We start from the raw sequence: 22467 nt of genomic DNA on the forward strand, positions 1-22467 counted from the left end.
TCACCCCGGACCGGCGACGTTCTTTCAATGCAGGATTTCGTCTGATCTGACGGGCGCGTTGGTGCCGCGTCGCAGGCGCGACCGCGCCGCATCGCAGGCGCTTCGGCCGAAAAACCCGCGAATCGAGTCAATCAGGGTCAACCGCGCAGCCCCTACGCCCCGATGTGCGAGCAAAGCTGCTTCCCCCATCGCTCCACACCAGCTAATCCCCGCCGCCAAATGACCGACACCACCGAATCCCCGCGCGACTGGCGCGACACCGTCTTCCTGCCGAAGACCGATTTCCCGATGAAGGCCGGGCTCGCGGCCAAGGAACCCGCGATCCTCGAGCGCTGGGCGAAGATCGGGCTCTACGGCAAGCTGCGCGAGGCCCGCGCGGGCCGCGAGCGCTTCCTGCTCCATGACGGCCCACCCTATGCGAATGGCGACATTCACATGGGCCATGCGATGAACAAGATCCTCAAGGACATCGTCGTGCGCAGCCAGACCCTGCTCGGCAAGGACGCGCCCTACGTCCCCGGCTGGGACTGCCACGGCCTGCCGATCGAGTGGAAGGTCGAGGAAGCGTATCGCGCGAAGAAGCTCAACAAGGACGAAGTCGACCCCGTCGCCTTCCGCGCCGAATGCCGCGCTTATGCCGAGAAATGGGTGGGCGTGCAGCGCGGCCAGTTCGAGCGGCTCGGCATCATGGGCGACTGGGACACGCCGTACCTCACGATGAACTATCAGAGCGAGGCGATCATCGCCGGCGAGCTGCTCAAGTTCGCCGAGAGCGGCCAGCTCTATCGCGGCGCCAAGCCGGTGATGTGGTCCCCGGTCGAAAAGACCGCATTGGCCGAGGCCGAGGTTGAATATGAGGACGTCGTGTCGACCCAGATCGACGTGGCGTTCGAGATCGTCGAGGCCCCGAACGCCCCCGAACTGGTCGGCGCGCATGCGGTGATCTGGACGACCACGCCGTGGACGATCCCGGTAAACCAGGCGCTGAGCTACGGGCCGGAGGTTGATTACTCGCTCTTCGAGTTGAAGACCGGCGCGCTCGAAGAGCCTGCGCTGGCCGGTCTAGCGGGCAAGAAGTTCTTGGTAGCTACCGAGTTGGTGCCGACCTTCCTGAAACGGATCGGCTCTGAGTGGGATAACAGCGACGCGGTCGATGTGTATTTCAAGGGCGGTTGGGCACTCGAAGGCGCGGTCGCCCGCCACCCGATGCACAAGCTCGGCGGGTTCTTCGCGAAGCCGCGACCGTTCCTCCCCGGCGACTTCGTCACCACCGACGCCGGTACCGGCCTCGTCCATATGGCGCCGGATCATGGCGAGGACGACTTCCTGCTGTGCAAGGCGCACGGGATCGATCCGGTGTTCGCGGTCGACGGCGCGGGGATGTACCGCGCCGACTGGCTGTGGCTCGGCGGCCAGGGATCGGTGATCAACAAGAAGTTCGTCGCCTCGGACGGCCCGATCTGCACCGATCTGCGCGAAGCCGGCGCGCTGCTCGCGGCGACCGACGATTTCGCGCACAGCTATCCGCACAGCTGGCGGAGCAAGGCCAAGATCATCTTCCGCGCGACCCCGCAATGGTTCATCCCGATGGACAAGCCCGCCGGCGAAGTCGTGGTCGACGTGCCGACGCCGCTCGGCATCGGCATGCCGATGTCGACCGGCAACGGTCCCACCCTGCGCGGGATCGCGCTCGACGCGATCGAGAATATCCGCTGGGTGCCCGAGCGTTCGATCAACCGGATCCGCTCGATGGTCGAGGGTCGCCCCGATTGGGTGATCAGCCGCCAGCGCGCCTGGGGCGTGCCGATCGCGCTCTACGTCAATCGCGCCACCGGCGACTATCTCCGCGACCCCGAGGTGAACGCCCGCATCCTCCAGGCCTTCACCAATGGCGGCGCCGACGCCTGGTTCCAGGCCGATCATCAGGCGCTGCTCGGCGAGAAGTACGCGCTCGCCGATTACGAGGTGATCACCGACATTCTCGACGTGTGGTTCGACAGCGGCTCGACGCATGCCTTCGTGGTCGAGGCGCGCTACGGCGAGGACGCCCGCGCCGACCTCTATCTCGAGGGTTCGGACCAGCATCGCGGCTGGTTCCAGTCGTCGCTGCTCGAAAGCTGCGGCACCCGGGGCCGCGCGCCCTATGGCGCGGTGCTCACCCACGGTTTCGCGCTCGACGGCAATGGCCGGAAAATGTCGAAGTCGCTCGGCAATGTCGTCGATCCGCTCAAGATCATCGGCGAGAGCGGCGCGGACATCCTGCGCCTCTGGGTCGCGCAGACCGATTATTTCGAGGACGTCCGCATCGGCAAGGAAGTGCTCGCCGGCACCGGTGACACCTATCGCAAGCTGCGCAACACCTTCCGCTATCTGCTCGGCGCGCTGGAGGGCTTCGAAGAGTCCGAGAAGCTCCCCGTCGCCGAGATGCCCGAACTCGAGCGCTACGTGCTCGCCAAGCTCTTCGAGCTCGATGCCGAGCTTCGCGCCGCGGCGGAGGCGTTCGAGTTCAATCGCTACAGCCGCGCGCTGACCGACTTCGCCAATGAAGACCTCTCGGCCTTCTTCTTCGATATCCGCAAGGATTCGCTTTATTGCGACGCGCCCACGGATCCGAAGCGCCGCGCCTATCGCACTGTGCTCGACATCCTGTTCCACGCGCTCGTCCGCTATGCCGCGCCGATCCTCAGCTTCACTGCCGAGGAAGTGTGGCAGGCGCGCTTCCCGAGCGAGGAGGGATCAGTCCATCTGCTCGACTGGCCCGAACTTCCCGAGGTGATCGCTGCGACCTCCGACTGGAGTGCGATCCGCGCGCTGCGCCAGACCGTGACCGAGGCGATCGAGCCCTATCGGCGCGAGAAGAAGGTGCGCTCGAGCCTCGAGGCCGAAGTGACCGTGCCCGATCTGCCGGCATCGGGCGCCGATCTGGCGGAACTGTTCATCGTCTCGAAGGTCGAGCAGGGGCCGGCCGTCACAGTGACGCCCACCGGGCGCCACAAATGCGGCCGATGCTGGCGGCATCTTCCTGAAGTTGCGCAAGACGGTTTGCTGTGCGACCGCTGCGCCGGGGTGGTGGATTGATGAAGAATTGGCAGATCGGGCTGCTCGTTGCGGCCGTGGTGTTCCTGATCGATCAGGTCGCCAAATATTATGTGACCGGCCCGCTGGGACTCAACGTGCAGGACATGTCGCTGACCGTACTGCCGATCTTCGACCTGCGCTTCATCAAGAATGATGGTGTGTCGCTGGGCCTGTTGCGGGCGACGGGTCCGACGACGCGCTGGCTGCTCGTCCTGCTCACCGGCGCGATCGCCGCCGGCGTATTCTGGTGGATGCTGCGCGAAAAGAAGCGTCCCGACGTCGCCGGGCTCGGCCTCGTGCTCGGCGGCGCGCTGGGCAATATCCTCGATCGTACCCGGCTGGGCTATGTGGTCGACTTCGCCGATTTGCATTTCGGCACGTGGCGCCCTTTTTTGGTCTTCAATGTAGCCGATGCGGCGATTACCATCGGCGTGCTGATCCTGTTGATCCGCGCCTTGTTCGTGCGCGATAAGCAGGCCGGGACGCCTGCTCCTGTGGAGAATGAAGTCAATGCGTAAGTTGGTTCTGATCGCTACGGGCGTCGCGCTCGTCGGCTCGCTCTCCGCCTGCGGCAAGAACGGGTATGACCGCGCACGTCCCGACGAATTCGCCGTCGCGCGCCAGGCGCCGCTGGTGATCCCGCCCGATTTCGCGTTGGTCCCGCCGCGCCCCGGCGCGCCGCGTCCGCAGGATACCTCGCCTTCGGCGCAGGCGCTCGACGCGTTGTTCGGCGGCTCGCAGGCGCGCAGCGCTTCGGAAAACGCCACGCTCGACGCGGCCGGCCGCACCACCGCGGAGACGGGCGCGCGGAGCACCGCGGGCAGCCCGACCACCAACGTCGTCGACAAGGGCAGCACCACCCGCGACATCGTCGCCGCACCCGAAGGCGACGGCCAGACCGCGCGCGCCAGCACGACGCCTAAATAAGCGCCGGTACGCAGCGATACGAAAAAGGCCGGCCCGCTCATGGTGAGCGGGCCGGCCTTTTCGTGCGCCGTGCCGTCCGGAAGCGGCGAACCGCCCCCGGACGGAGCCGGTCAGAAGCTGAGCGTCATGTAGAAGACCGCCCGCGGATCGGCACCGATCGCATCGGCATAGCCGGCGTCGTTGGTGATGTCGGTATCGACATATTGAACGCCGAGCTTGACGAATTTTTGCGCGATTTCGGCGCCGAGGGACCAGTCGGTATATTTGCCGGTCGGCGCGAGCACGCCGAGTTGGCCGTCGGTGCGTCCGATATGGCCGAGAACGCTTACCGGGGTGTTGGGGATGGCGACGGTCAGATCGCCGCGGAGATACAAGCTGTCATTGTCGGCCAGACCGGACTGCCCGCTCCACGCGTAATTGGCCCCAACCTTGGCGGTCACCGGCCCGACCGTATACATCACCGAGGCATAGGGCTCGAAGAAATCGGTCTTGAGACCCTTCGCGCCGTCCGGATAATAATAATAAAGCGCCCCGACATCGAAGCCCACGCCGTTCTCGAGTGTCTTGGTGTAGCCGCCGTAGAGATCGACTTCGACATCGCCGTAACCGGGCAGCGAAACCTCATCGTCGATCGTCGAAACCCAGGTGCCGACATAGAAGCCCGACTCATGGTTGACGTTGATCGTGCTCTGCACCGCCACCTTCTTGTTGGACTGGCTGAGACCACGGAAGCGATAGTCCGACGTCAGCGTCACGGCGCTGGTGACGGTGATGGGGCTTGCCGGTTCGGTTTCGCTTGCATCCTGCGCCATGGCAGGCGCGGCCGTGGCGAGCATGAGCACGCCAAGGCTGATCATCGAATAGCGCATGGAAATCCCTTTCAATTCAAACCAAAGGGTCCCCACCTGCTGTCGTCGGCGTCGCGTCTATTTGGGCATCGAGTGCCGGCACGACTTTCGAACGACGACCGAACCTTGCCGGATGACGCTGCGCCGCACAACATTATTTGCTGGATTGTTGCTAGATCGTGACGAAGTGTGGCTGTGCCGCAACAGAGATCAGCTGCGGATCGCCACCACCGCATCGACTTCGACCACTGCGCCGAGCGGCAGCGTCGGTACCCCGACCGCGCTGCGGGCGTGGCGGCCGGCCTCGCCGAACAAGGCCTGCATCAGCTCGGACGCACCGTTGGCGACCTTGGGCTGATCGGTGAAAGCGCCGGCGGAATTGACGAACACGCCGAGCTTGACGATGCGTTCGACCCGACCGAGATCGCCGCCGAGCGCCTTCTTGATCTGCGCGACGAGCATCAGCCCGCAGCGCTGCGCGGCTTCCTGGCCGTAGTCGAGATCGCGGTCCTCGCCGAGGCGACCTGTCATCAACTGGCCGTCCTTGAACGGGAGCTGCCCCGAGACGTGAAGCAGCCCGCCAGCCTCGACCGCAGGAACATAGGCCGCGACGGGCGCCGCGGCTTCGGGGAGGGACAGGCCGAGTTCGGCCAGCTTCGCGTCGATTTTTTGAGTCATGCGGCGATCAACCACCGGTGGCATCGGCGGTCAAGCCCGCGGCGAAACGCGCCTCGATCCAGCGCTGCGCCTCCAGCCAATCGTCGATCCGGGCATGCGCCGCCGGCGCGGGCGGGACGTCGGGCGCGAGGCTGGGCTCGGCGATCATGTGGAGCCGGTGGACCTGCGGGGCGTGCTTCGCCACCGATTCGTGATGCACGGCGAGATCGTCGACAAACACTGCCACCGGCGCGCCCAGCTCTGCGACCAGCCTGGCGACCGGCGGCCCCTTCGGACCCTGATTGCACTCGACGCGGTGGGCGATACCGTGGGTAGCCAGCTGAGCGATCCGGTGTTCGCGGCAATGATCGCCGAGATTGGTCAGCACGACGATGTCGGCATGCTCGGCCAGCGCCGCCAATGCTTCCCGGGCATGGGGCACAAGGGTCTGGCGCTCCATCTCGCCGGGGAAGAAGCCGTCGAGCAGCGCCCACATCTGCTCGCGCTCGACCAATGCCTGATCGGCGCGGCGGCGCATCGAGGTCGCGAAATCGCCACCATTGGGTGTGAAGTCGATGCCATGCGCCTCGTCGAGCCAGCTTCCGAAATGGCGAACCATGTGGAGCAGGACTTCGTCGCAATCGGTGATCAGCAGCGGCTTCATGCGCGTTCGAGCTCCCCGCGGGCGGTGACGAGCGCAGCCGGCGTCACTTCCAATGCCTCGGCGCAGGCGACCAGATCGGGCTCGTGCGCCTCGAGGAAACCGAGGGTCGCGGCGAGCAGGGCAGGCTCCCCTGCCCGCGCTCGCAATTCGGCCGGATCGAGGCCGGTCAGGTCGAGCAGCCGCGTCGCGCGGGCCGAATCGCCGAGCGTCCAGACCAAAGCCTGGAGCGCAAGTGCCTCTGCGTTTGTTTCCATCCGCGGCATCGCCTAAACCGTCTCCAACTACATGAGGTTCTGCGCGTGGCAAAAAGGGTTCTCGTTGTCGAGGATAACGAACTCAATCTGAAGCTGTTCTGTGACTTGCTGCGCGCGCACGACTTCGCCGTGGAGCCGGTAAGCGACGGCCGCGAGGCGATCGCAAAGGCGCGCGAATTCGTGCCCGAGCTGATCGTGATGGACATCCAGATGCCCCACGTCACCGGATTCGACCTCATCCGCGAGATGAAGCGCGACCCTGATCTCCGCGCGATCCCGATCATGGCGGTGACCGCCTATGCCGGCCGTGAGGACGAGGAGCGCATCCGCTCGGCGGGGGCGAACGCCTATGTCTCCAAGCCGATCTCGCTCGCGCGCTTCATGGAGGAAGTGCGCGCGCTGGTGCCGGCGGACGCGGTGGAGGCGGATGACGCCACACCACCGGAGGATTCGGAGGCCCCAGGAAAAGGCTAATAGGCGCCGGGGACTTCGCGCTGGAGAGTGCTGGGGCGCTCGGGGATGAGCAGCTCGCGTGCGGCGGCGGTGCGCAATGCGAGCGTGGTCTGGCCGCCCGATGCGATCGCCGTGCAGCTGCGTCCCGCGAGGAAATCGAGTGCCGCCCTGGTCGAGGCCTCGCGCGCGTCGCCGAGCGGGTATCCGACCTCGTCCCCCGCGCGGCAGCTCGCCTCGACCGTGCCGGCGAGACCATTGAAATAATTGCCCTGCCGCGCGGCGTTCTGCGTGGCGAAGGCGATCACCCGCAGGCGGTCGTCGCAGGCCGGCCGATCGATCGCAATCTGGCCGACCGGCTTGCCATAGGTATTGGTGCCGACCAGGCCGACATTGGCGTGGAGATAGGGAATGAAGGCGTTGACCACGAGCTCGCTCGCCGACGCCGTTCCGCCGGTACCGATGAACGCGATCCGGGTGGGCGCGATCGATTCGGTTTTGGGCTGGAAGAAGCGGGTCTCGTTCTCGGCCGATTTCTCGGGGCGGAAGACCATATAGTCGAACACGTCGCTGGTCGCGCGATTGGCGCCCATCAGGTCGCCCATCAGCTGGGCGATCGAAACGAGACCGCCGCCATTGTAGCGCAGATCCACGATCACTTCGGTGACCCCCGCCGCCTTGAACTGCGCGAAGGCGGTGCGCAGCGCCGGATCGGCGGTGGAGATGAACGTGCGCAGATTGAGGTAGCCGACCTTGCGCCCGCCATCGTCGAGGATCTTAGCGCCGTAACGCGACGAGACCGGCGCCAGCGTATAATCGGTCTTGGCGACGTTGAGGTCGCGGGTGCCGGCGGCGTCGATCACACGCAGCACGCGCGCAGTGCCCGCGGTCGAGGGGCCGAGCGCGTTCGAAACGCCGGCCGGGCCTTCGCTGGCCATGATCGAGGAAACCGTGCGGAAATTGGCCGCGCTGGTGCCGATCGCGACGATCTCGGCGCCGCGATCGATGCCGGCATTCAGCGCCGGGGCGCCTTCGAACGATTCGGCGACGAAGACGCGTCCGGCGGCCGAATCATAGGCGAGGCGGAAGCCGAAGCCGGCACTCGAACCCGAGGAATAATAGGCATTCTCTTCGGCGATCGAGGTGAGATAGGTGAAATAGCGGTCGCGGCCCTGGGTCCGCGCCGTGGCGGTGAGTGCGTCGATATAGTCGCTGACCGTCGCGTAGGTCGTGGGGCTGAGGCTCGCCGGCAACGTCTCCGGGAAGAGATACCATTCCCTGAGCTGCGCGGCCGCCCAGTCCTGCCGCTCGCGCAGCGTGCAGCCGGCGGTCGGTCCAGGTGTCGGTGTCGGCCCGCCGCCCGTGATCGGCGGCGTCACCACCGAACCGCTGCCGCCGCCCCCGCCACCGCAGGCGGCGAGGATCATCGACAGGCTCAGCACGGCGGCGACGGACTTGCGCATCTTCAGCTCTTTTCTTGCTTGCTCAGGCGTCTGGCAGAATCGACCGACCGTGTCAGCCGCATGATGAACCGGTTATGAGCACTCAATCCAGCTCGGGGAGTGCCCAGTCGATCGGCTGGTGCCCCCGACTGGTCAGAAATGCGTTGGCCTTCGAAAAGTGCCGGCAGCCGAAAAATCCGGAGTGCGCCGACAAGGGCGAAGGGTGCGGCGCCTTGAGGACGAGATGCCGCCCGCCTTTGTCGATCGAATCGACGAACGCCGCCTTTTTCTGCGCGTGGCTCCCCCACAGCAAGAACACCACCGGCTCCTGCTTGGCGTTGACCAGCCGGATCACCGCGTCGGTGAACCGCTCCCAGCCGCGCCCCTGATGCGAGGCGGCCATGCTCATCTGGACGGTGAGCACGGCGTTGAGCAGCAGCACGCCCTGTTGCGCCCAATGTTCGAGAAAGCCGTGGCGCGCTCGCGGGATGCCGAGATCGGCCTCCATTTCCTTGTAGATGTTGACGAGGCTCGGGGGCGTCCGCACGCCGGGACGCACCGAGAAGCACAGGCCATGCGCCTGCCCTTCGCCATGATAGGGATCCTGGCCGAGGATCACGACGCGGACCTGCTCGAGCGGCGTCAGATCGAGCGCCCGGAACCACTCGCCGCCGGCGGGAAAGACGCGCTTGCCCGCTGCTTTCTCCGTGACGAGGAATTCCCGTAGCGCGGTCATATACGGGTCGGCGAACTCGTCCTTCAGCGGTTCGAGCCAGCCCGGATGCAGTTTTATTTCGCCCATGACCTCCGTGTCGGAAAGCCCGACGGCGCTGTCAACAACGCGAGCGGCAGTCGATGCGAAGCGGGCAGCGCGCGCAATCGGGCGCTTCGAAGCGGCAGAAGCGTTGGCCCAGCTTCTTGATGGCGATGTGGAAGTCTAGAAAATCGCCGCCATCCCATTCGGGCATCGCCGCGGTCACTGCCTCGCTCGCCGTGCGCGCCTCGGCATGGCGATCGACGAACCCCAGCCGCTGGAGCACGCGGAGAACATGACTGTCGACGATCAGCACCGGCCGATCGAGCGTACTGGCGTTGAGCGTCGCCGCCGCGACCTTGCGGCCGACGCCGGGCAAGCGTTCGAGCCACCCCAGCGCCTCGACGATCGGCGGCGTCGCGAGGAACGAGAGGTCGAACCCCTTGCGCTCGGCGGCGATCCGCCCGAGCGCGCCGACGACATAGCCCGCTTTGTCCTCGGCATGGGTGACCCCGCCGATGCAGCGCAGCACCTCTTCGCGGCCCGCCATGAGCACGCGTCCCGGCGTCCCGAACGCGGCGACCAGTCGATCATAAGCTGCAAGCGAGACCGGATCCCTCGTCCGCCCGCTGATCATCGACTTGACCAATGCCCCGATCGGCGAGCGGCGTGGCAGCGGCACTGCCACCGTCCGCATCGGCGCCAGCATTCTTTGCCAGCGCAGGATGTCGTCATGCCCGGAGAAGCCGAAACCCGATTGCATGCGGTTACACTAGAACATATCAAGAACATCTACAACAGGCTTTGCCCCCGAGGATAGGCGCCAAGGGTCGCGCCGCCTATTGAGACTCAAGACCAGGAGAGAAGAGATGCCGTTCACTGGAAGCTGCCATTGCGGCGCAATCCGCTACACCGTCGACGAGGCGGCCCAGCGCGCTGGCGTGCAATTGCTCGATCTGCCGGCGCAAGGCGCCGCTCCACCATTTCACCACGCCCGACAAGTTCACGCTGCATACGCCGCGCGAAGCCGTGGCGACATACCAGTTCAACCACCACGCCATCGACCACCATTTCTGCACGACCTGCGGCGTCGCGCCGTTCGCCGAGGGCAAGGGGCCGCAGGGACCGATGGTCGAGATCAACCTGCGTTGTGCCGACGGAGTGGATTTGGACGCGCTGGAGATCCAGCATTATGACGGCGCGAGCCGCTGAAGCGTTTCGGGATCGCGGACACCGCCGTAGAATTTGTCGAGCACCGCGGCGAAACGAGTCTCGCGCCCGGCCGCGGCCTCGAACAGCGTCATCGATGACCGCAGTTTGACGGCGTCGATCCCGCCGAACATCGCTTCGGCGGTGGTGTGGCCGGCATGCGCCAGAACCGCGTCGGTCGCCTCGACAAGCCGCGCCCCGAGCAGCGGATGCGCGAGATATGCGCGCGCTTCGGCAAGGTCGGCGATCGCATAGAAACGCGCCGTCTCGCTATGGCCGAGCCCGGCGATCTGCGGAAAGACGAACCACATCCAGTGGCTTCGCTTGCGTCCGTCGCGCAGTTCCGCGAGTGCCTGCGGATAGACGCATTGCTGCGCGTCGACGAAGCGCTCCAGTTGCAAAGTCACTGCTCGTCTCGAACCAATGCGCCGACCCCGCGTTGCCGATATATGACGATCGAACCGATGGAAGCCCAGCTGGTTGCCGCATTGCCCGAGGGGCCGGGCTGGCAATTCGAGCCCAAATGGGACGGCTTTCGCTGCCTTGCGTTCAAACAGGGCGACGAAGTCGAGCTCCAGTCCAAATCGGGCAAGCCGCTGGCGCGCTATTTCCCCGAAGTCGCGGCGGCGATCGCGGCGCTGCCGGTCGAGCGGGTGGTGCTCGACGGCGAGCTGCTGATCCCGATGGGTCCGACGCTGTCCTTCGACGCGCTGCAGATGCGTCTGCATCCAGCCGAGAGCCGGATCCGCAAGCTTTCCGTCGAGACGCCGGCGCGACTGATGCTGTTCGATTGCCTGTGGTCGCCGGACGCAGGCGCGTTGGGCGAGCGCCCGCTCGTCGAGCGCCGCGCTGCGCTCGAGGCCTTCTACGCCGAGCATCGCTCGCCGACTTTGCGGCTGTCGCCGCTGACCGAGGATCCCGCCACCGCGCGCCGCTGGCTCGACGCGGCGGGTGGCGCGCTCGACGGCGTTATCGCGAAGCGGCGCGACGAAGCCTATCGGCCGGGCGAGCGCGCCATGCACAAGATCAAGCGGCTGCGCACCGCCGACTGCGTGGTGGGCGGCTTCCGCTATGCGACGAAGAAGCGCGAGGTCGGATCGCTGCTGCTCGGGCTCTATGACGACGCCGGGCTGCTTCACCATGTCGGCTTCACTTCGGCGATCGCCGCAGCGGATCGTCCGGCGCTCACCGAACGGCTCGAGGCGCTGGTCGAGGCCCCCGGTTTCACCGGCGACGCGCCGGGCGGGCCCAGCCGCTGGTCGACCGAGCGCTCGGTCGAATGGCAGCCGCTACGCCCCGAGCTGATCGCCGAGGTGCGCTACGACCATGTCACCGGCGGCCGCTTCCGCCACGGCACCGGCTTCCTGCGCTGGCGCCCCGACAAGGCGCCGCGCCAGTGTACTATGGAGCAGCTCGGCGAGGAGGCGCGGCCGGCGATTGTCGAGGCGGCCTTGGCGGAGGCCGGGTCGGCGCGATAAAGGCCGGCACATGCATGTCACGCACGATTCCGCCGCTTTGCCCGCCGAGACGATCGGCTTCGACCAGTTCCTCGCCGTCGACATCCGCGTCGGCACGATCGTCGAGGCGCTGCCCTTCCCCGAGGCGCGCAAGCCCGCGTACAAATTGGTGATCGATTTCGGGCCGGTGATCGGCCGCAAACGCTCTTCGGCGCAGATCACCGAGCATTACCGCATCGAGGAACTGCCGGGGATGCAGGTTGCCGCGGTGATCAATTTCCCGCCGCGGCAGATCGGGCCGGTGATGTCCGAAGTGCTGACACTCGGCTTTCCCGATGAAGCGGGCAAGGTCGTGCTCGTCCGGCCGAGCAAAGATGTGCCGAATGGGGGCAGACTCTTCTGAGCGCCGGTTAGCGCCCTCACTTAGCCGTTGACCGCACGGTGGCGCGGCATAGTCTCCTTCCCAACGATATAAAGGAGGGGGAATCATGCACTTGCGGATCGCACTCGCATTGGGCGCTGCCGTGCCGGCGCTGCTGGCCATACCAGGAATTGCGCAGGACGCGGGATCGAGCGAGGACGCGCTGGCCGAGAAGGTGATCAACAACACCAATCCCGCCAGCTTTCAGGCCTATGGTATCACGCCCGCGCCCAAAGTGGTGAGCGACAAGGAGGTGCAGGGCGGCAAGGCGCTGCGGCTGCCGGTGACAGGCACCGGCGATCCGTGGAGCGCCGGAGTCAATGTGCCGCTGATCAAGGCGGTCAAGGCCGGGGACAAGATCGTCATCGCTTTCTATGCGCGGCTGAGCAAGGCGGAAGCCGCGACCGCGAAGGTCGGCGCACAGCTCCAGCTGTCGAGCGCACCTTATACCGCGATCTTTTCGAAGAACTTCGACGCGACGGCGCAGTGGCAATTCCTGCAAGCTGCCGGCAAGGCCGACAAGGACTATCCAGCCGGTGCGATCGGCGCGTCGTTCCACGTCAACACCGGCAAGCATGTGCTCGATCTGGGGCCGGTCGCGGTGCTCGACATGGGCCAGTAGGTCACCCCCGGCGGGCGGTGACCAGATAATCGAGGCTGGTATCGTCGCGGAGCACGAAACCGCGGGCGGGCGAGAAGCCGAGGCCGCGCAGATCGGAGACCTTGAGCCCGGCGCCTTCGAGCAACGCGGTGAGTTCGTCGGGGGTGAGGAACTGGTGCCAGTCGTGCGTCCCTTTGGGGATCGCGCCGGTGCCTTCGCCGAGGGTGATCATCGCGAGGCGGGACAGCGCCGTGCGGTTGGGTGTCGAGAGGATCATCAGCCCGCCGGGCGCGAGCGCGTCGGCAAGACCGGCGACGAACGCCGCCGGGTTCGAGACATGCTCGATCACTTCCATCGAAGTAACCAGATCGAAGCGGCGGCCGGGCAGGTCCTCGATCCCGCCGGCGACATATTCCAGATCTAGCCCCATCGCGGCGGCATGCGCGCGGGCGGCGCCGATATTCTCGGGCGCGGCGTCGAGCCCGGTGACCTTCGCGCCCATCCGGGCGAGCGGCTCGGCGAGCAGCCCGGCGCCGCAGCCGACGTCGAGCGCGGTCTTGCCCGCCAGCGGGGCGAACGACATGCCGTCGCCGTCAAAATGCGCGTCGGTCACTTCGCGGACATAGGCCAGCCGCGCCGGATTGAGCCGATGGAGCATCGCCGACGAACCCGCGGGATTCCACCAGTCCGCCGCCAGCTTGCCGAAATGCTCAGCTTCACCGCGGTCAATAGTTGCTTTGGTTGCGTTCGCCATGGCCGCCTCCTATCAGGCCGGTCCATCCTACCCAAGGCCCGGAAAACAAGCACCCGACATGGCACGCATCGTGATGAAGTTCGGCGGCACCTCGATGGCCGGCATCGAGCGGATCCGCAGTGTCGCCGCGCGCGTCAAACGCGAATGGGAAGCGGGCAATCAGGTCGCAGTGGTCGTCTCGGCGATGGCAGGCGAGACCGACCGGCTGGTCGGCTTCTGCCGCGAGGCGAGCTCGCTCTACGATCCACGCGAATATGACGTGGTGGTGTCGAGCGGCGAGCAGATCACCAGCGGGCTGCTGGCGATGACGCTGCAGGCGATCGGCGTGCCGGCCCGCTCATGGCTGGGATCGCAAGTGGCGATCTGGACCGACAGCGCGCACGCCAAGGCGCGCATCCAGTCGATCGACTCGCACGGGCTCGAAGAAGGCTGGTCGCGCGGCGAAGTCGCAGTGATCCCCGGCTTCCAGGGCGTGACCAATGACGAGAGCGGCCGCGTCACTACGCTCGGCCGCGGCGGATCGGACACCAGCGCAGTCGCAGTAGCCGCGGCGGTCAAGGCCGATCGCTGCGACATCTACACCGATGTCGACGGCGTCTACACCACCGACCCGCGCATCGTCCCCCGGGCCCGCAAGCTCAAGAAGGTGACGTACGAGGAAATGCTCGAACTCGCCAGCGTCGGGGCCAAGGTGCTCCAGACACGCTCGGTGGGTCTGGCGATGAAGGAACAGGTCCGCGTTCAGGTGCTGTCGTCGTTCACCGGCGACACCGCGCCGATGGCGGACACATTGCCCGGCACGATGATCGTCGGCGAAGAGGAGATTCAGGACGTGGAAAGCCAGCTCATCACCGGCATCGCGCACGACAAGAACGAAGCCAAGATCACGTTGACCGCAGTGCCCGACAAGCCCGGCGCGGTCGCGTCGATCTTCACTCCACTCGCCGACGCCAACATCAACGTCGACATGATCATCCAGAATATCGCGCATCAAAGCGCAGGTTCGGCGAGCGCCACCGACGTCACCTTCACGGTGCCCGCCGCCGACCTCGCCCGCTCGATCGAGACGCTCACCCAGTCCAGGGCGGCGATTGGATTTGCCGAATTGATCCAGGACACGCGGGTCGCCAAGATCTCGGTGGTCGGCGTGGGCATGCGCAGCCATGCCGGCGTCGCCGCGACGATGTTCAAGACTTTGGGCGAGCGCGGGATCAACATCCAGGCGATCACCACCAGCGAGATCAAGGTCTCGGTGCTGATCGAGGAAGATTATACCGAGCTCGCGGTGCGCGTGCTGCACACTGCCTATGGCCTCGACGCGGAAGACGCCGCGGCCTGATCGACAACCGGAAGGTGGTTGACTCGCTTGACTCGATTCGCGGTTTTGCGCGCGGCGAGTCAACGAGGCGGGCTGGTCTCCATCGATCAGGGTAAAGCGGATTAAATCCTACATTGCCAGCACGCAATGCCAGGGCGGCTGACATCTTTCCGCCGCCTTCGGGCGGCATCGCTCGCACCGCCTTGTCCGTAGCCGATTCCATCGAACCGCGCCCGAGCGCTTCCGCCCGGCTGCGCGCTTCGTTCGGCCAGCGCGGCGTGGCGTTCGCGCTGGCGCTCATCGTCGAGCTGGGGCTGGCGCTGCTGCTGTGGTTCATGGCGCCGGCGATTCTCGACAAGAGGCCGCCCCCCACCACGACGACATTCGGGATCGACACGGTGCCCGGCGAGACCGAGGAACCCGCGCGCACCGAACAGAAAAAGGCGGCCGCGAAGAGCGCTGCACGCGAAAAGGCGCAACCCGAGCTCTCCAAGCCGGTGGAAACGCCGCCCCCGCCCGAGCCCGAGCAGACACCGCTCCCGTCCACTTTCGTCCGGATGACGCGGCGCGAATATGCCGCTGCCGACATCAAGGGAAAGGGCTCGGTGCCGGCGGCACCGACAGCGGGCGAGACGGCGACAGCCGCTTCGGGAAGCCGGCCCGGAGACACCGCGGTGGTCGGCAAAGCCCCCAATGGCGAGCCGCTCTATGCCGCCGAATGGTATCGGCGCGAACCGACCAACGCCGAACTCCGGCCCTATATTTCGAGCCGTGCGCTTAATCGCCCAGGCTGGGGCTATATCGCGTGCCGCGTCATCTCCAATCATCAGGTGGAGGATTGCCAGGAGCTCGGCGAGGCCCCGCGGGGCTCGGGCTATGCCGGGTCAGTGCGGCAGGCTGCGTTCCAGTTCCGCGTGCGCGCGCCGCGCGTCGGCGGCAAGGAGATGATCGGCACCTGGGTGGGGATCCGGATCACCTACACCGTCGCCGGGCGCAACGCCGGCGGCGCCGACAACGAATGAACTGCCTTCCGGCTTGCCGGGACACCGTGCACGGGGCTAGGCCCTGCCGCCATGACCACAAATAGCAGTATCGGCGCCGAGCGCCTGGCCCGCCGCATGGCACGCGGATGCGAGTTCCTCGGCAGCGAGGTCGCGATCATGTGCGGCGCGATGTCGTGGGTGAGCGAGCGCAACCTCGTCTCGGCGATGTCGAACGCGGGCGGATTCGGGCTGATCGCCTGCGGCGCGATGAACCCCGAGCAACTCGACAAGGAGATCGCCGGGACCAGGGCGCTCACTGATAAGCCGTTCGGCGTCAATCTGATCACGATGCACCCGCAGCTGCTCGAGCTGATCGCGGTGTGCAAAAAGCACGCGGTCACCCATGTCGTGCTCGCGGGCGGGCTGCCCCCCGCCGGGAGCCTCGACGCGATCAAGGAATTCGGCGCCAGGCTGATCTGCTTCGCGCCGGCGCTCAGCCTTGCCAAGAAGCTGATCCGCTCGGGCGTCGACGCACTGGTCGTCGAGGGCATGGAAGCCGGCGGGCATATCGGCCCGGTCTCGACCAGCGTGCTCGCGCAGGAGATCCTGCCCGAAGTCAGCGAACAGGTCCCCGTGTTCGTCGCGGGCGGGATCGGCCGCGGCGAGGCGATCGCCGGCTATCTCGATATGGGTGCGGCCGGCGTCCAGCTCGGCACCCGCTTCGTCTGCGCAACCGAAAGCATCGCCCACGCCAATTTCAAGAAGGCGTTCATCCGCGCTTCCGCCCGCGACGCGACCGCCAGCGTCCAGATCGATCCGCGCCTGCCGGTGATCCCGGTGCGCGCGCTCAAGAACGCCGCCGGCGAACTGTTCACTGCCAAGCAGCGCGAAGTCGCGCTGCTGCTCGACGCGGGCAAGGTCGAGATGATGGAGGCCCAGCTCCAGATCGAGCATTATTGGGCGGGCGCGCTGCGCCGCGCAGTGATCGACGGCGATGTCGAGCATGGCAGCGTGATGGCGGGCCAGTCGGTCGGCATGGTCAAGAAGGAAGAGCCCGTCGCCGAGATCATCGCGACGCTGATGGCCGAAGCGGCGCACGCGCTGGAGAAGCGCGCGGTCTAGGAACCGTACGTCATCCCGGCCAAAGCCGGGATGACGCTTGAGGCTCAGCGGGCCGACCGCTCGCGATAGAGCTTCCACAGTTCGGCGGCGGCTTGCACGATCGCCATCACGGGCACCGCGATCACTGCAATCGCGAACGCCCGATCGAGGCTCTCCTGGAGATGCAGCCTCTGTATCGCGTCGCCGGATGTGACGACCACCAGTGAGCTCGCTTCATGGAGCATGGCCGCGAGCGCCACGGTTCCACCGGCGACCAACATGATCAGCAGGGCACGCGCGCGCTTCCACGTTGGACGGACCAACGTAACCAGATTCTGGACGATATGCAGCCAGACCAGCGCGACCACGGGCCAATAGAGCCGTGCCCAGATCGGCGCGGCGTGGACAGTCACGTCGGCGTCGCGCGGAATCAGCGGCAATTCGACCGACCCGCTCCACCAGCCGAGAAAGGCAATCCCGAACGCGATACTGAACACCCCTTCCCAGCGCGACGCTCGCCGCGGCGACTGGGCGGGCAATGGCGATAGCTCAGGCAGTTCCTCAGGCTTCCAGCGCTCGAGATAGGTGGCCAGCCAGCCGGCTCGCTCGATCACCGCGAAGGTCAGCGTCGCGAGTGCTGCGTGGAAGAGCAATGTTTCGAAGGCCTGGCCCATGCCGTGCGCCAGCGCCTGCGCGACCGACTGGCTGCCGACGATCACGCGTCCGCCGATCTGGACCGCCTCGATCACCGCGACCACGGCGAGCCAGACGCGCAGGGCGAACCAATAGAACGGAAAGACCTCGGGCCCGATCAGCACGCGCTGCTCATGATATTGACCGGCGACCGCAAGCGGATGACCGAATTCCTTGAGCAATTGGCTGATCTCGCTTTTCGCCAGCGGACGGCCCAGCGACTCCTCGCGATCCTCGATCCGGGCATGGATCAGATCGCCCAGCTCGGCGACGATGTCGTCGGCCCTGCCCGCGGGCAGGTTCCAGCGGACGGCGCCCAGATAGCGTTCGACGAGGTCCATCACTTGTCCTTTCCGGTGAGCCGCAGAATCGATTCCGAGATCGCATTCCATTCGCCGAGCAATCGGGCGAGGATCTCGAGCCCGTCGGGCGAGAGCCGGTAGAACCGCTTGTTGCGCTTCGCCTCCTCGCGCCATTCGCTGGTCAGCAGCCCCTGCGTCTCCAGCCGGCGCAGCAGCGGATAGAGCGCGCCCTCGTCGATCGGCAGCCCTGCCTCTTCGAGGCTCGTGCGCAGCGTATAGCCGTAGCGCTCCTCGCGCAGCGCTCCGAGCACCGCCAACACCAGCGAACCGCGCCGAAGCTCGACGCGCAGCTTTTCAAACAGATCTTCTTCAATGGGCACTGCCGTGTCTCACATGGTATGCATCGCACACTGTATGTCAAACAGTATGTACAAATGCAAGGGGGGTGAATCGTGATTCTCCGGAGGCCAACCAAGCCTCTGACTTTCCGCCCCTTTCTATAATGAAGGACCGAGGCGCGTGACTCACCACGTCGATCGGCGGGGTGGGTTCCATGAAGCTTCTTGCTCGCGTGCTTTTGTCGTTTTCCAGCGCGGTGCTGATTGCGCCGCCCGCCGCGGCCCAGCGTTTCGATGCGCCACCGGTGGCGCCCGCGGGTGCCGCGCCGAACCAGACGATTCCGGCGCGCGATGCGCAGGGCCGCTACGCCACGCCCAATCGCGACCTCAGCCGCGACGAGGCGAGCTGGCACGTCCGCGCCGCGCTCAACGTCGCCGCGCTCGGCTGCCGCGATGAAGCGGAGCGCGAGACCGTCGCCTCCTATAACCGGCTGCTCCGCGCGCAGCGCGAGAGCCTCGCCGCAGCCGATGCCGGCGTGAAGAGCAGCTATCGCGCCCGCCACGGCGCGGGCTGGGAAGACGTGCACGATCGTCAGATGACCCGGGTCTACAATTTCTTCGCCCAGCCGCCCGCGCATGACGGCTTCTGCAGGGCCGCACGCGAAGTGCTCGCCCGCGCCGAGACCGTCGAGCCCGTCCAGTTCGCCGATTTCGCCGCCGAGGCACTGCCCCGGCTCGAGGCCCCGTTCACCGACTTCTACCGCGGCTATGAGACGTATCGCGTAGCTTACGCCAGCTGGCAGCGCGGCGACGCTCCGCCGGTCGCGATGGCATCAGCCGACACGGCGTCGCGGCAGCTGAGCGCGCTGGTTCCGTGAGGGGCGGCCGCGCCGCGGGGAGAATAGCGCGGGCCCACGCAATCTGTTAGCGCGAGGGCATGGCCCTCACCGCCGCTGCCTCCGCCCGCGAGATCCTGACCCGCCTCCACGACGTGATGGCGAAACGGCTGCCTGCGCAGTCCAAACTGAACTCGGTCGTCGAGATCATCGGTACGGCGCTCGATAGCGAAGTCTGCTCGATTTATCTGCTGCGCGAAGGGCTGCTCGAGCTGTTCGCCACCCGCGGCCTCGCGCAGGAAGCGGTGCATGTCACCAAGCTCGCGCTAGGCGAGGGTCTGGTCGGCACGATCGCCAAGAATGTCGAGACGCTGAACCTCGACGAAGCGGCCACGCACCCTGACTTCGCCTATCGCCCCGAGACCGGCGAAGACCGGTTCCATAGCTTCGCCGGCGTTCCGGTGATCCGCCGCGAACGCGCGGTGGGCGTGCTCGCGGTCCAGCATGTCGAGCCGCGACGCTATGCCGATGTCGAGATCGAGGCACTGCAGACCGTGGCGATGGTACTGTCCGAGCTGATCGCCAACGCCGATTTGATCGACGCGACCGGCGCGGCATCGACGCGCCCCCAGCCGACCGCAGCGGCACATTCGCAAGGCTTCAAGCTGGTCGATGGAATGGCGGCGGGCGTCGCCGTGTTCCACCAGCCGCGCATTACCATCGAGCATACCGTGGCGGAGGATGTCGAGGTCGAGCGCCACCGGGTCTATGCGGCATTCGACAAGATGCGCGACCAGATCGAGCGCATGGCGAGCCAGGCCGAATTCGGCGGCGGCGGCGAGCATGACGAGGTGCTCGCGACCTACAAGATGTTCGCCTATGACGAAGGCTGGTCGCGGCGGATCAACGAGGCGATCGATTCGGGCCTCACCGCCGAGGCGGCGATCGAGCGCGTCCAGCAGCGCACTCGCCAGCGTATGCGCGAGATCGACGACGCGCTACTGCGCGATCGGATGCACGATCTGGAGGATCTCTCCAACCGCCTGCTGCGCATCGTCTCCGGACAATTGGGCACCGCCGCGCAGATGGGGCTGCGGCACGATTCGATCCTGATCGCGCGCAACCTCGGCCCCGCCGAATTGCTCGAATATGACCGGCGCCGATTGAAGGGCGTGATCCTCGAGGAGGGCTCGCTCACTGCGCACGTGACGATCGTCGCACGGGCGATGGGGGTGCCCGTGCTCGGCCGCGTCCGCGACATCCGCCGGCTCATCGCCGAGGGCGACATGCTGCTGCTCGACAGCAGTGAGGAGAGCGTGTTCATTCGCCCCAGCCCGGCGATGATCGAGGCATTCGAAGCCAAATTGGTGGTCAGCCAGAAGCGCCGCGCCGCCTTCGCGCAATTGCGCGGCGAAGTGCCGGTGACCAGCGACGGGCATCGCATCACGGTGATGATCAATGCCGGGCTTCGCGACGACCTCGCCGCATTGGACCTGACCGGCGCCGACGGGATCGGGCTGTTCCGCACCGAATTCCAGTTCCTCGTCTCGGCGACGCTTCCGCAACGCGAGGCGCAAAGACGGTTGTACAAGGACGTGCTCGAGGCCGCTGGCGACCGCCCCGTGACCTTCCGCACCGTCGATATCGGCGGCGACAAGGCGCTGCCCTATCTCAATCATGACGAGGACGGCGAGGAAGAGAATCCGGCGATGGGCTGGCGCGCGCTGCGGCTCGCGCTCGATCGCGACGGGCTGATGAAGGCGCAGGCGCGCGCGCTGATCGAGGCGGGCGCCGGACGCACCCTCAACATCATGTTTCCGATGGTTTCCGAGCCGTGGGAGTTCGACGCGGCGCGCGAACTATTCGAGGCGCAACGCGCCTGGCTCGCGGCGCGGGGCAAGAAGATGCCGACCGAGATCCGCTACGGCGCGATGCTCGAAGTGCCGGCGCTCGCCGAAGTGCTCGACATCTTGCTGCCGAAGATCGACTTCCTGTCGATCGGCACCAACGACCTCACTCAGTTCCTGTTCGCCGCCGATCGCGCGCATCCCAAGCTGGCGCTACGCTATGACTGGTTGAGCCCATCGATCCTGCGCTTCCTCAAGCGCGTGGTCGATCAGGCGCGGACAGCCGGCGTACCGGTGGCGGTATGCGGCGAGATGGGCGGGCGGCCGCTGGAGGCGATGGCGCTGATCGGGCTCGGCATCGACCGGCTGTCGATCACCCCGGCGGCGGTGGGACCGATCAAGGCGATGGTGCGCTCGCTCGATCGCGCGGCGCTGATCGACGCGATGCAGACGTGGCTCGCCGAACCTGGCAGATCGTTGCGCGAGCCGTTGACTGCATGGGCCGTCGAGCATTCGATCGAACTGGCCTGATCTTTCGCCCGATTTGCGGACGGCAGCGTTGACAGGCGCAGCCTGCTGAGGGACACCCGCGCAAAGGCGGGAGCGCTTCGGGCCGCAACCCCTTCCGCCGGAGGTAATAATGGAAGGCGAATCCGCCGACAACGCGACGCTGTTTCCCGCCACCGTGGGCGAGAAACTCCGTGCGGCGCGCGAGGCGCAGAAGCTCGAGCTGAGCGAGATCGCCAGCCGCACCCGCATCCCGCAGCGTCATCTCGAGGCGATCGAGAACGGCAATTATACCGGTCTGCCCTCGATCACCTATACGATGGGCTTCGCCAAGGCCTATGCCCGCGTGGTGGGGGCCGACGAGGTCGCGATCGGCCGCCAGCTGCGCGAGGAGCTCGGTGATCTGCCCGAACGCCCCGCGCCGCCGCCGGCCTATGACTTCGACGAGCGCTCGCGGGTGCCGTCGCGCGGCATTGCCCTGATGGGCGCGATCGTCGCGATCCTCGTGCTGATCGGAGTCGGGCTCTGGTACGGCACCAACCTGTTCCGTGGCGGCGCGTCGAGCGACGAACCGGTCGCGATCGAGAATGTGGACGCCGGCAATGCCGCGGCGGCGGTGCCGACGCCGGCGCCGGTCATCAGCGGCGGGCAAGTCACTCTCGTCGCGATCGACACCGTGTGGCTGCGCGTCACCGACGCGAGCGGCAAGCGACTGTTCGAGAAGGAAATGGCGGCCGGCGAGCGCTATGACGTGCCTGCGAGCGCCGATCGTCCACGCGTCCGCACCGGCCGGCCCGACCGGCTTCAGGTGCTGCTCAACGGATCGAACGTCGCCCCGCTCGGCACCGGCGTCGAGACGGTCGAGGCCGAAGTGAGCGCCGCGGCGCTGCAGGCGCGCGGCCAGCAGCCGGGCGCGCCGGCGACGCCGTCTGCCGCAGCCGGAGACGCTCCCGCTGGCAACGCGACCACCTTTCCTTAAGGCTGGCGACAGGCGCCGTGTGTCAGCTATACCGGCTGCACGTTTAT

General features: G+C 66.6%; 25 protein-coding genes. 14 read left to right on the forward strand and 11 right to left on the reverse strand.

The genetic code is table 11. The features are described 5' to 3' along the window. Positions 1-219 precede the first annotated feature (219 nt). The 3 genes from ileS to CVN68_RS12840 are packed head-to-tail and all read left to right on the forward strand — an operon-like array spanning position 220 to position 4005. Positions 220-3078 carry an isoleucine--tRNA ligase gene (gene ileS, locus CVN68_RS12830; RefSeq protein WP_100282556.1) on the forward strand — a complete coding sequence of 953 codons (2859 nt, stop codon included), beginning with the start codon at positions 220-222 and terminating at the stop codon, positions 3076-3078. Further along, positions 3078-3596 carry a signal peptidase II gene (lspA, locus tag CVN68_RS12835; protein WP_100282557.1) on the forward strand — a complete coding sequence of 173 codons (519 nt, stop codon included), beginning with the start codon at positions 3078-3080 and terminating at the stop codon, positions 3594-3596. The genes ileS and lspA overlap by 1 nt, the downstream gene beginning before the upstream one ends. Next, positions 3589-4005: a DUF3035 domain-containing protein gene (locus CVN68_RS12840; protein ID WP_100282558.1), complete on the forward strand. Its 417-nt coding sequence runs from the start codon at positions 3589-3591 to the stop codon at positions 4003-4005. The genes lspA and CVN68_RS12840 overlap by 8 nt, the downstream gene beginning before the upstream one ends. Positions 4006-4115: 110 nt before the next feature. Here CVN68_RS12840 and CVN68_RS12845 read toward each other — a convergent pair whose 3' ends face one another. The 4 genes from CVN68_RS12845 to CVN68_RS12860 form a co-directional block, all read right to left on the reverse strand. Next, positions 4116-4874: a TorF family putative porin gene (locus CVN68_RS12845; RefSeq protein WP_100282559.1), complete on the reverse strand. Its 759-nt coding sequence runs from the start codon at positions 4872-4874 to the stop codon at positions 4116-4118. Between the two features lie 189 nt (positions 4875-5063). Further along, positions 5064-5531 (reverse strand): RidA family protein, encoded by a 468-nt coding sequence (locus tag CVN68_RS12850; RefSeq protein WP_100282560.1) that lies wholly within the window; start codon positions 5529-5531, stop codon positions 5064-5066. Between the two features lie 7 nt (positions 5532-5538). Then, positions 5539-6174 (reverse strand): hypothetical protein, encoded by a 636-nt coding sequence (locus CVN68_RS12855; protein ID WP_100282561.1) that lies wholly within the window; start codon positions 6172-6174, stop codon positions 5539-5541. Continuing rightward, positions 6171-6437 carry a DUF3572 family protein gene (locus CVN68_RS12860; RefSeq protein WP_100282562.1) on the reverse strand — a complete coding sequence of 89 codons (267 nt, stop codon included), beginning with the start codon at positions 6435-6437 and terminating at the stop codon, positions 6171-6173. The genes CVN68_RS12855 and CVN68_RS12860 overlap by 4 nt, the downstream gene beginning before the upstream one ends. Positions 6438-6473: 36 nt before the next feature. Between CVN68_RS12860 and CVN68_RS12865 the strand changes: the two genes are divergently transcribed. Continuing rightward, positions 6474-6902 (forward strand): response regulator, encoded by a 429-nt coding sequence (locus tag CVN68_RS12865; RefSeq protein WP_100282563.1) that lies wholly within the window; start codon positions 6474-6476, stop codon positions 6900-6902. On the opposite strand, the gene CVN68_RS12870 is transcribed toward CVN68_RS12865, so the two are convergent. From CVN68_RS12870 to CVN68_RS12880, 3 genes are all read right to left on the reverse strand, one after another. Next, positions 6899-8341 carry a S41 family peptidase gene (locus CVN68_RS12870; protein ID WP_100282564.1) on the reverse strand — a complete coding sequence of 481 codons (1443 nt, stop codon included), beginning with the start codon at positions 8339-8341 and terminating at the stop codon, positions 6899-6901. The two genes, CVN68_RS12865 and CVN68_RS12870, sit on opposite strands and share 4 nt — an antisense overlap. Positions 8342-8423: 82 nt before the next feature. Further along, positions 8424-9122 (reverse strand): uracil-DNA glycosylase, encoded by a 699-nt coding sequence (gene ung / locus CVN68_RS12875; protein ID WP_100282565.1) that lies wholly within the window; start codon positions 9120-9122, stop codon positions 8424-8426. 31 nt (positions 9123-9153) lie between these two features. Continuing rightward, positions 9154-9837 (reverse strand): endonuclease III domain-containing protein, encoded by a 684-nt coding sequence (locus CVN68_RS12880; protein ID WP_100282566.1) that lies wholly within the window; start codon positions 9835-9837, stop codon positions 9154-9156. A 191-nt stretch (positions 9838-10028) separates the two neighbouring features. On the opposite strand from CVN68_RS12880, the gene CVN68_RS12885 reads away from it, so the two are divergent. Continuing rightward, positions 10029-10286 carry a GFA family protein gene (locus CVN68_RS12885; RefSeq protein WP_233503713.1) on the forward strand — a complete coding sequence of 86 codons (258 nt, stop codon included), beginning with the start codon at positions 10029-10031 and terminating at the stop codon, positions 10284-10286. On the opposite strand, the gene CVN68_RS12890 is transcribed toward CVN68_RS12885, so the two are convergent. Then, positions 10265-10690, reverse strand: a complete 426-nt coding sequence (locus CVN68_RS12890) for a DUF1810 domain-containing protein (RefSeq protein ID WP_100282567.1) — start codon at positions 10688-10690, stop codon at positions 10265-10267. The genes CVN68_RS12885 and CVN68_RS12890 overlap by 22 nt on opposite strands. Before the next feature lie 42 nt (positions 10691-10732). On the opposite strand from CVN68_RS12890, the gene CVN68_RS12895 reads away from it, so the two are divergent. From CVN68_RS12895 to CVN68_RS12905, 3 genes are all read left to right on the forward strand, one after another. Then, a complete protein-coding gene (locus CVN68_RS12895) occupies positions 10733-11761 on the forward strand; it encodes an ATP-dependent DNA ligase (protein WP_100282568.1) in 1029 nt (342 codons plus the stop codon). Between the two features lie 10 nt (positions 11762-11771). Further along, positions 11772-12143 (forward strand): tRNA-binding protein, encoded by a 372-nt coding sequence (locus tag CVN68_RS12900; RefSeq protein WP_100282569.1) that lies wholly within the window; start codon positions 11772-11774, stop codon positions 12141-12143. A gap of 85 nt (positions 12144-12228) precedes the next feature. Beyond that, on the forward strand, positions 12229-12783 hold the full coding sequence (locus CVN68_RS12905) for a carbohydrate binding domain-containing protein (RefSeq protein WP_100282570.1): 555 nt from the start codon (positions 12229-12231) through the stop codon (positions 12781-12783). A gap of 1 nt (position 12784) precedes the next feature. On the opposite strand, the gene ubiG is transcribed toward CVN68_RS12905, so the two are convergent. Beyond that, entirely contained in the window at positions 12785-13516 is a 732-nt protein-coding gene (ubiG, locus tag CVN68_RS12910; protein WP_100282571.1) for a bifunctional 2-polyprenyl-6-hydroxyphenol methylase/3-demethylubiquinol 3-O-methyltransferase UbiG, read from the reverse strand. A 58-nt stretch (positions 13517-13574) separates the two neighbouring features. Here ubiG and CVN68_RS12915 point away from each other — a divergent pair, with 58 nt between their 5' ends. The 3 genes from CVN68_RS12915 (at position 13575) to CVN68_RS12925 (ending at position 16939) form a co-directional block, all read left to right on the forward strand. Then, positions 13575-14855: an aspartate kinase gene (locus tag CVN68_RS12915; RefSeq protein WP_100282572.1), complete on the forward strand. Its 1281-nt coding sequence runs from the start codon at positions 13575-13577 to the stop codon at positions 14853-14855. A 182-nt stretch (positions 14856-15037) separates the two neighbouring features. Continuing rightward, on the forward strand, positions 15038-15856 hold the full coding sequence (locus tag CVN68_RS12920) for a hypothetical protein (protein ID WP_233503336.1): 819 nt from the start codon (positions 15038-15040) through the stop codon (positions 15854-15856). A gap of 51 nt (positions 15857-15907) precedes the next feature. Further along, on the forward strand, positions 15908-16939 hold the full coding sequence (locus CVN68_RS12925; RefSeq protein WP_199560081.1) for an NAD(P)H-dependent flavin oxidoreductase: 1032 nt from the start codon (positions 15908-15910) through the stop codon (positions 16937-16939). A 44-nt stretch (positions 16940-16983) separates the two neighbouring features. Here CVN68_RS12925 and CVN68_RS12930 read toward each other — a convergent pair whose 3' ends face one another. Together CVN68_RS12930 and CVN68_RS12935 are read right to left on the reverse strand one after the other, a co-directional pair. After that, positions 16984-17952: a hypothetical protein gene (locus CVN68_RS12930; protein ID WP_100282573.1), complete on the reverse strand. Its 969-nt coding sequence runs from the start codon at positions 17950-17952 to the stop codon at positions 16984-16986. Further along, a complete protein-coding gene (locus CVN68_RS12935; protein ID WP_100282574.1) occupies positions 17952-18293 on the reverse strand; it encodes a PadR family transcriptional regulator in 342 nt (113 codons plus the stop codon). Before CVN68_RS12935 ends, CVN68_RS12930 begins: the two co-directional genes overlap by 1 nt. A gap of 173 nt (positions 18294-18466) precedes the next feature. On the opposite strand from CVN68_RS12935, the gene CVN68_RS12940 reads away from it, so the two are divergent. From CVN68_RS12940 to CVN68_RS12950, 3 genes are all read left to right on the forward strand, one after another. Beyond that, a complete protein-coding gene (locus CVN68_RS12940) occupies positions 18467-19129 on the forward strand; it encodes a hypothetical protein (RefSeq protein WP_100282575.1) in 663 nt (220 codons plus the stop codon). A gap of 59 nt (positions 19130-19188) precedes the next feature. Next, positions 19189-21465, forward strand: coding sequence for a phosphoenolpyruvate--protein phosphotransferase (gene ptsP / locus CVN68_RS12945; protein ID WP_100282576.1), 2277 nt, complete (start codon positions 19189-19191; stop codon positions 21463-21465). 109 nt (positions 21466-21574) lie between these two features. Continuing rightward, entirely contained in the window at positions 21575-22420 is an 846-nt protein-coding gene (locus CVN68_RS12950) for a helix-turn-helix domain-containing protein (protein WP_100282577.1), read from the forward strand. Positions 22421-22467 lie beyond the last annotated feature (47 nt).

It is taken from the genome of Sphingomonas psychrotolerans (assembly GCF_002796605.1).
Lineage (GTDB): Bacteria > Pseudomonadota > Alphaproteobacteria > Sphingomonadales > Sphingomonadaceae > Sphingomonas > Sphingomonas psychrotolerans.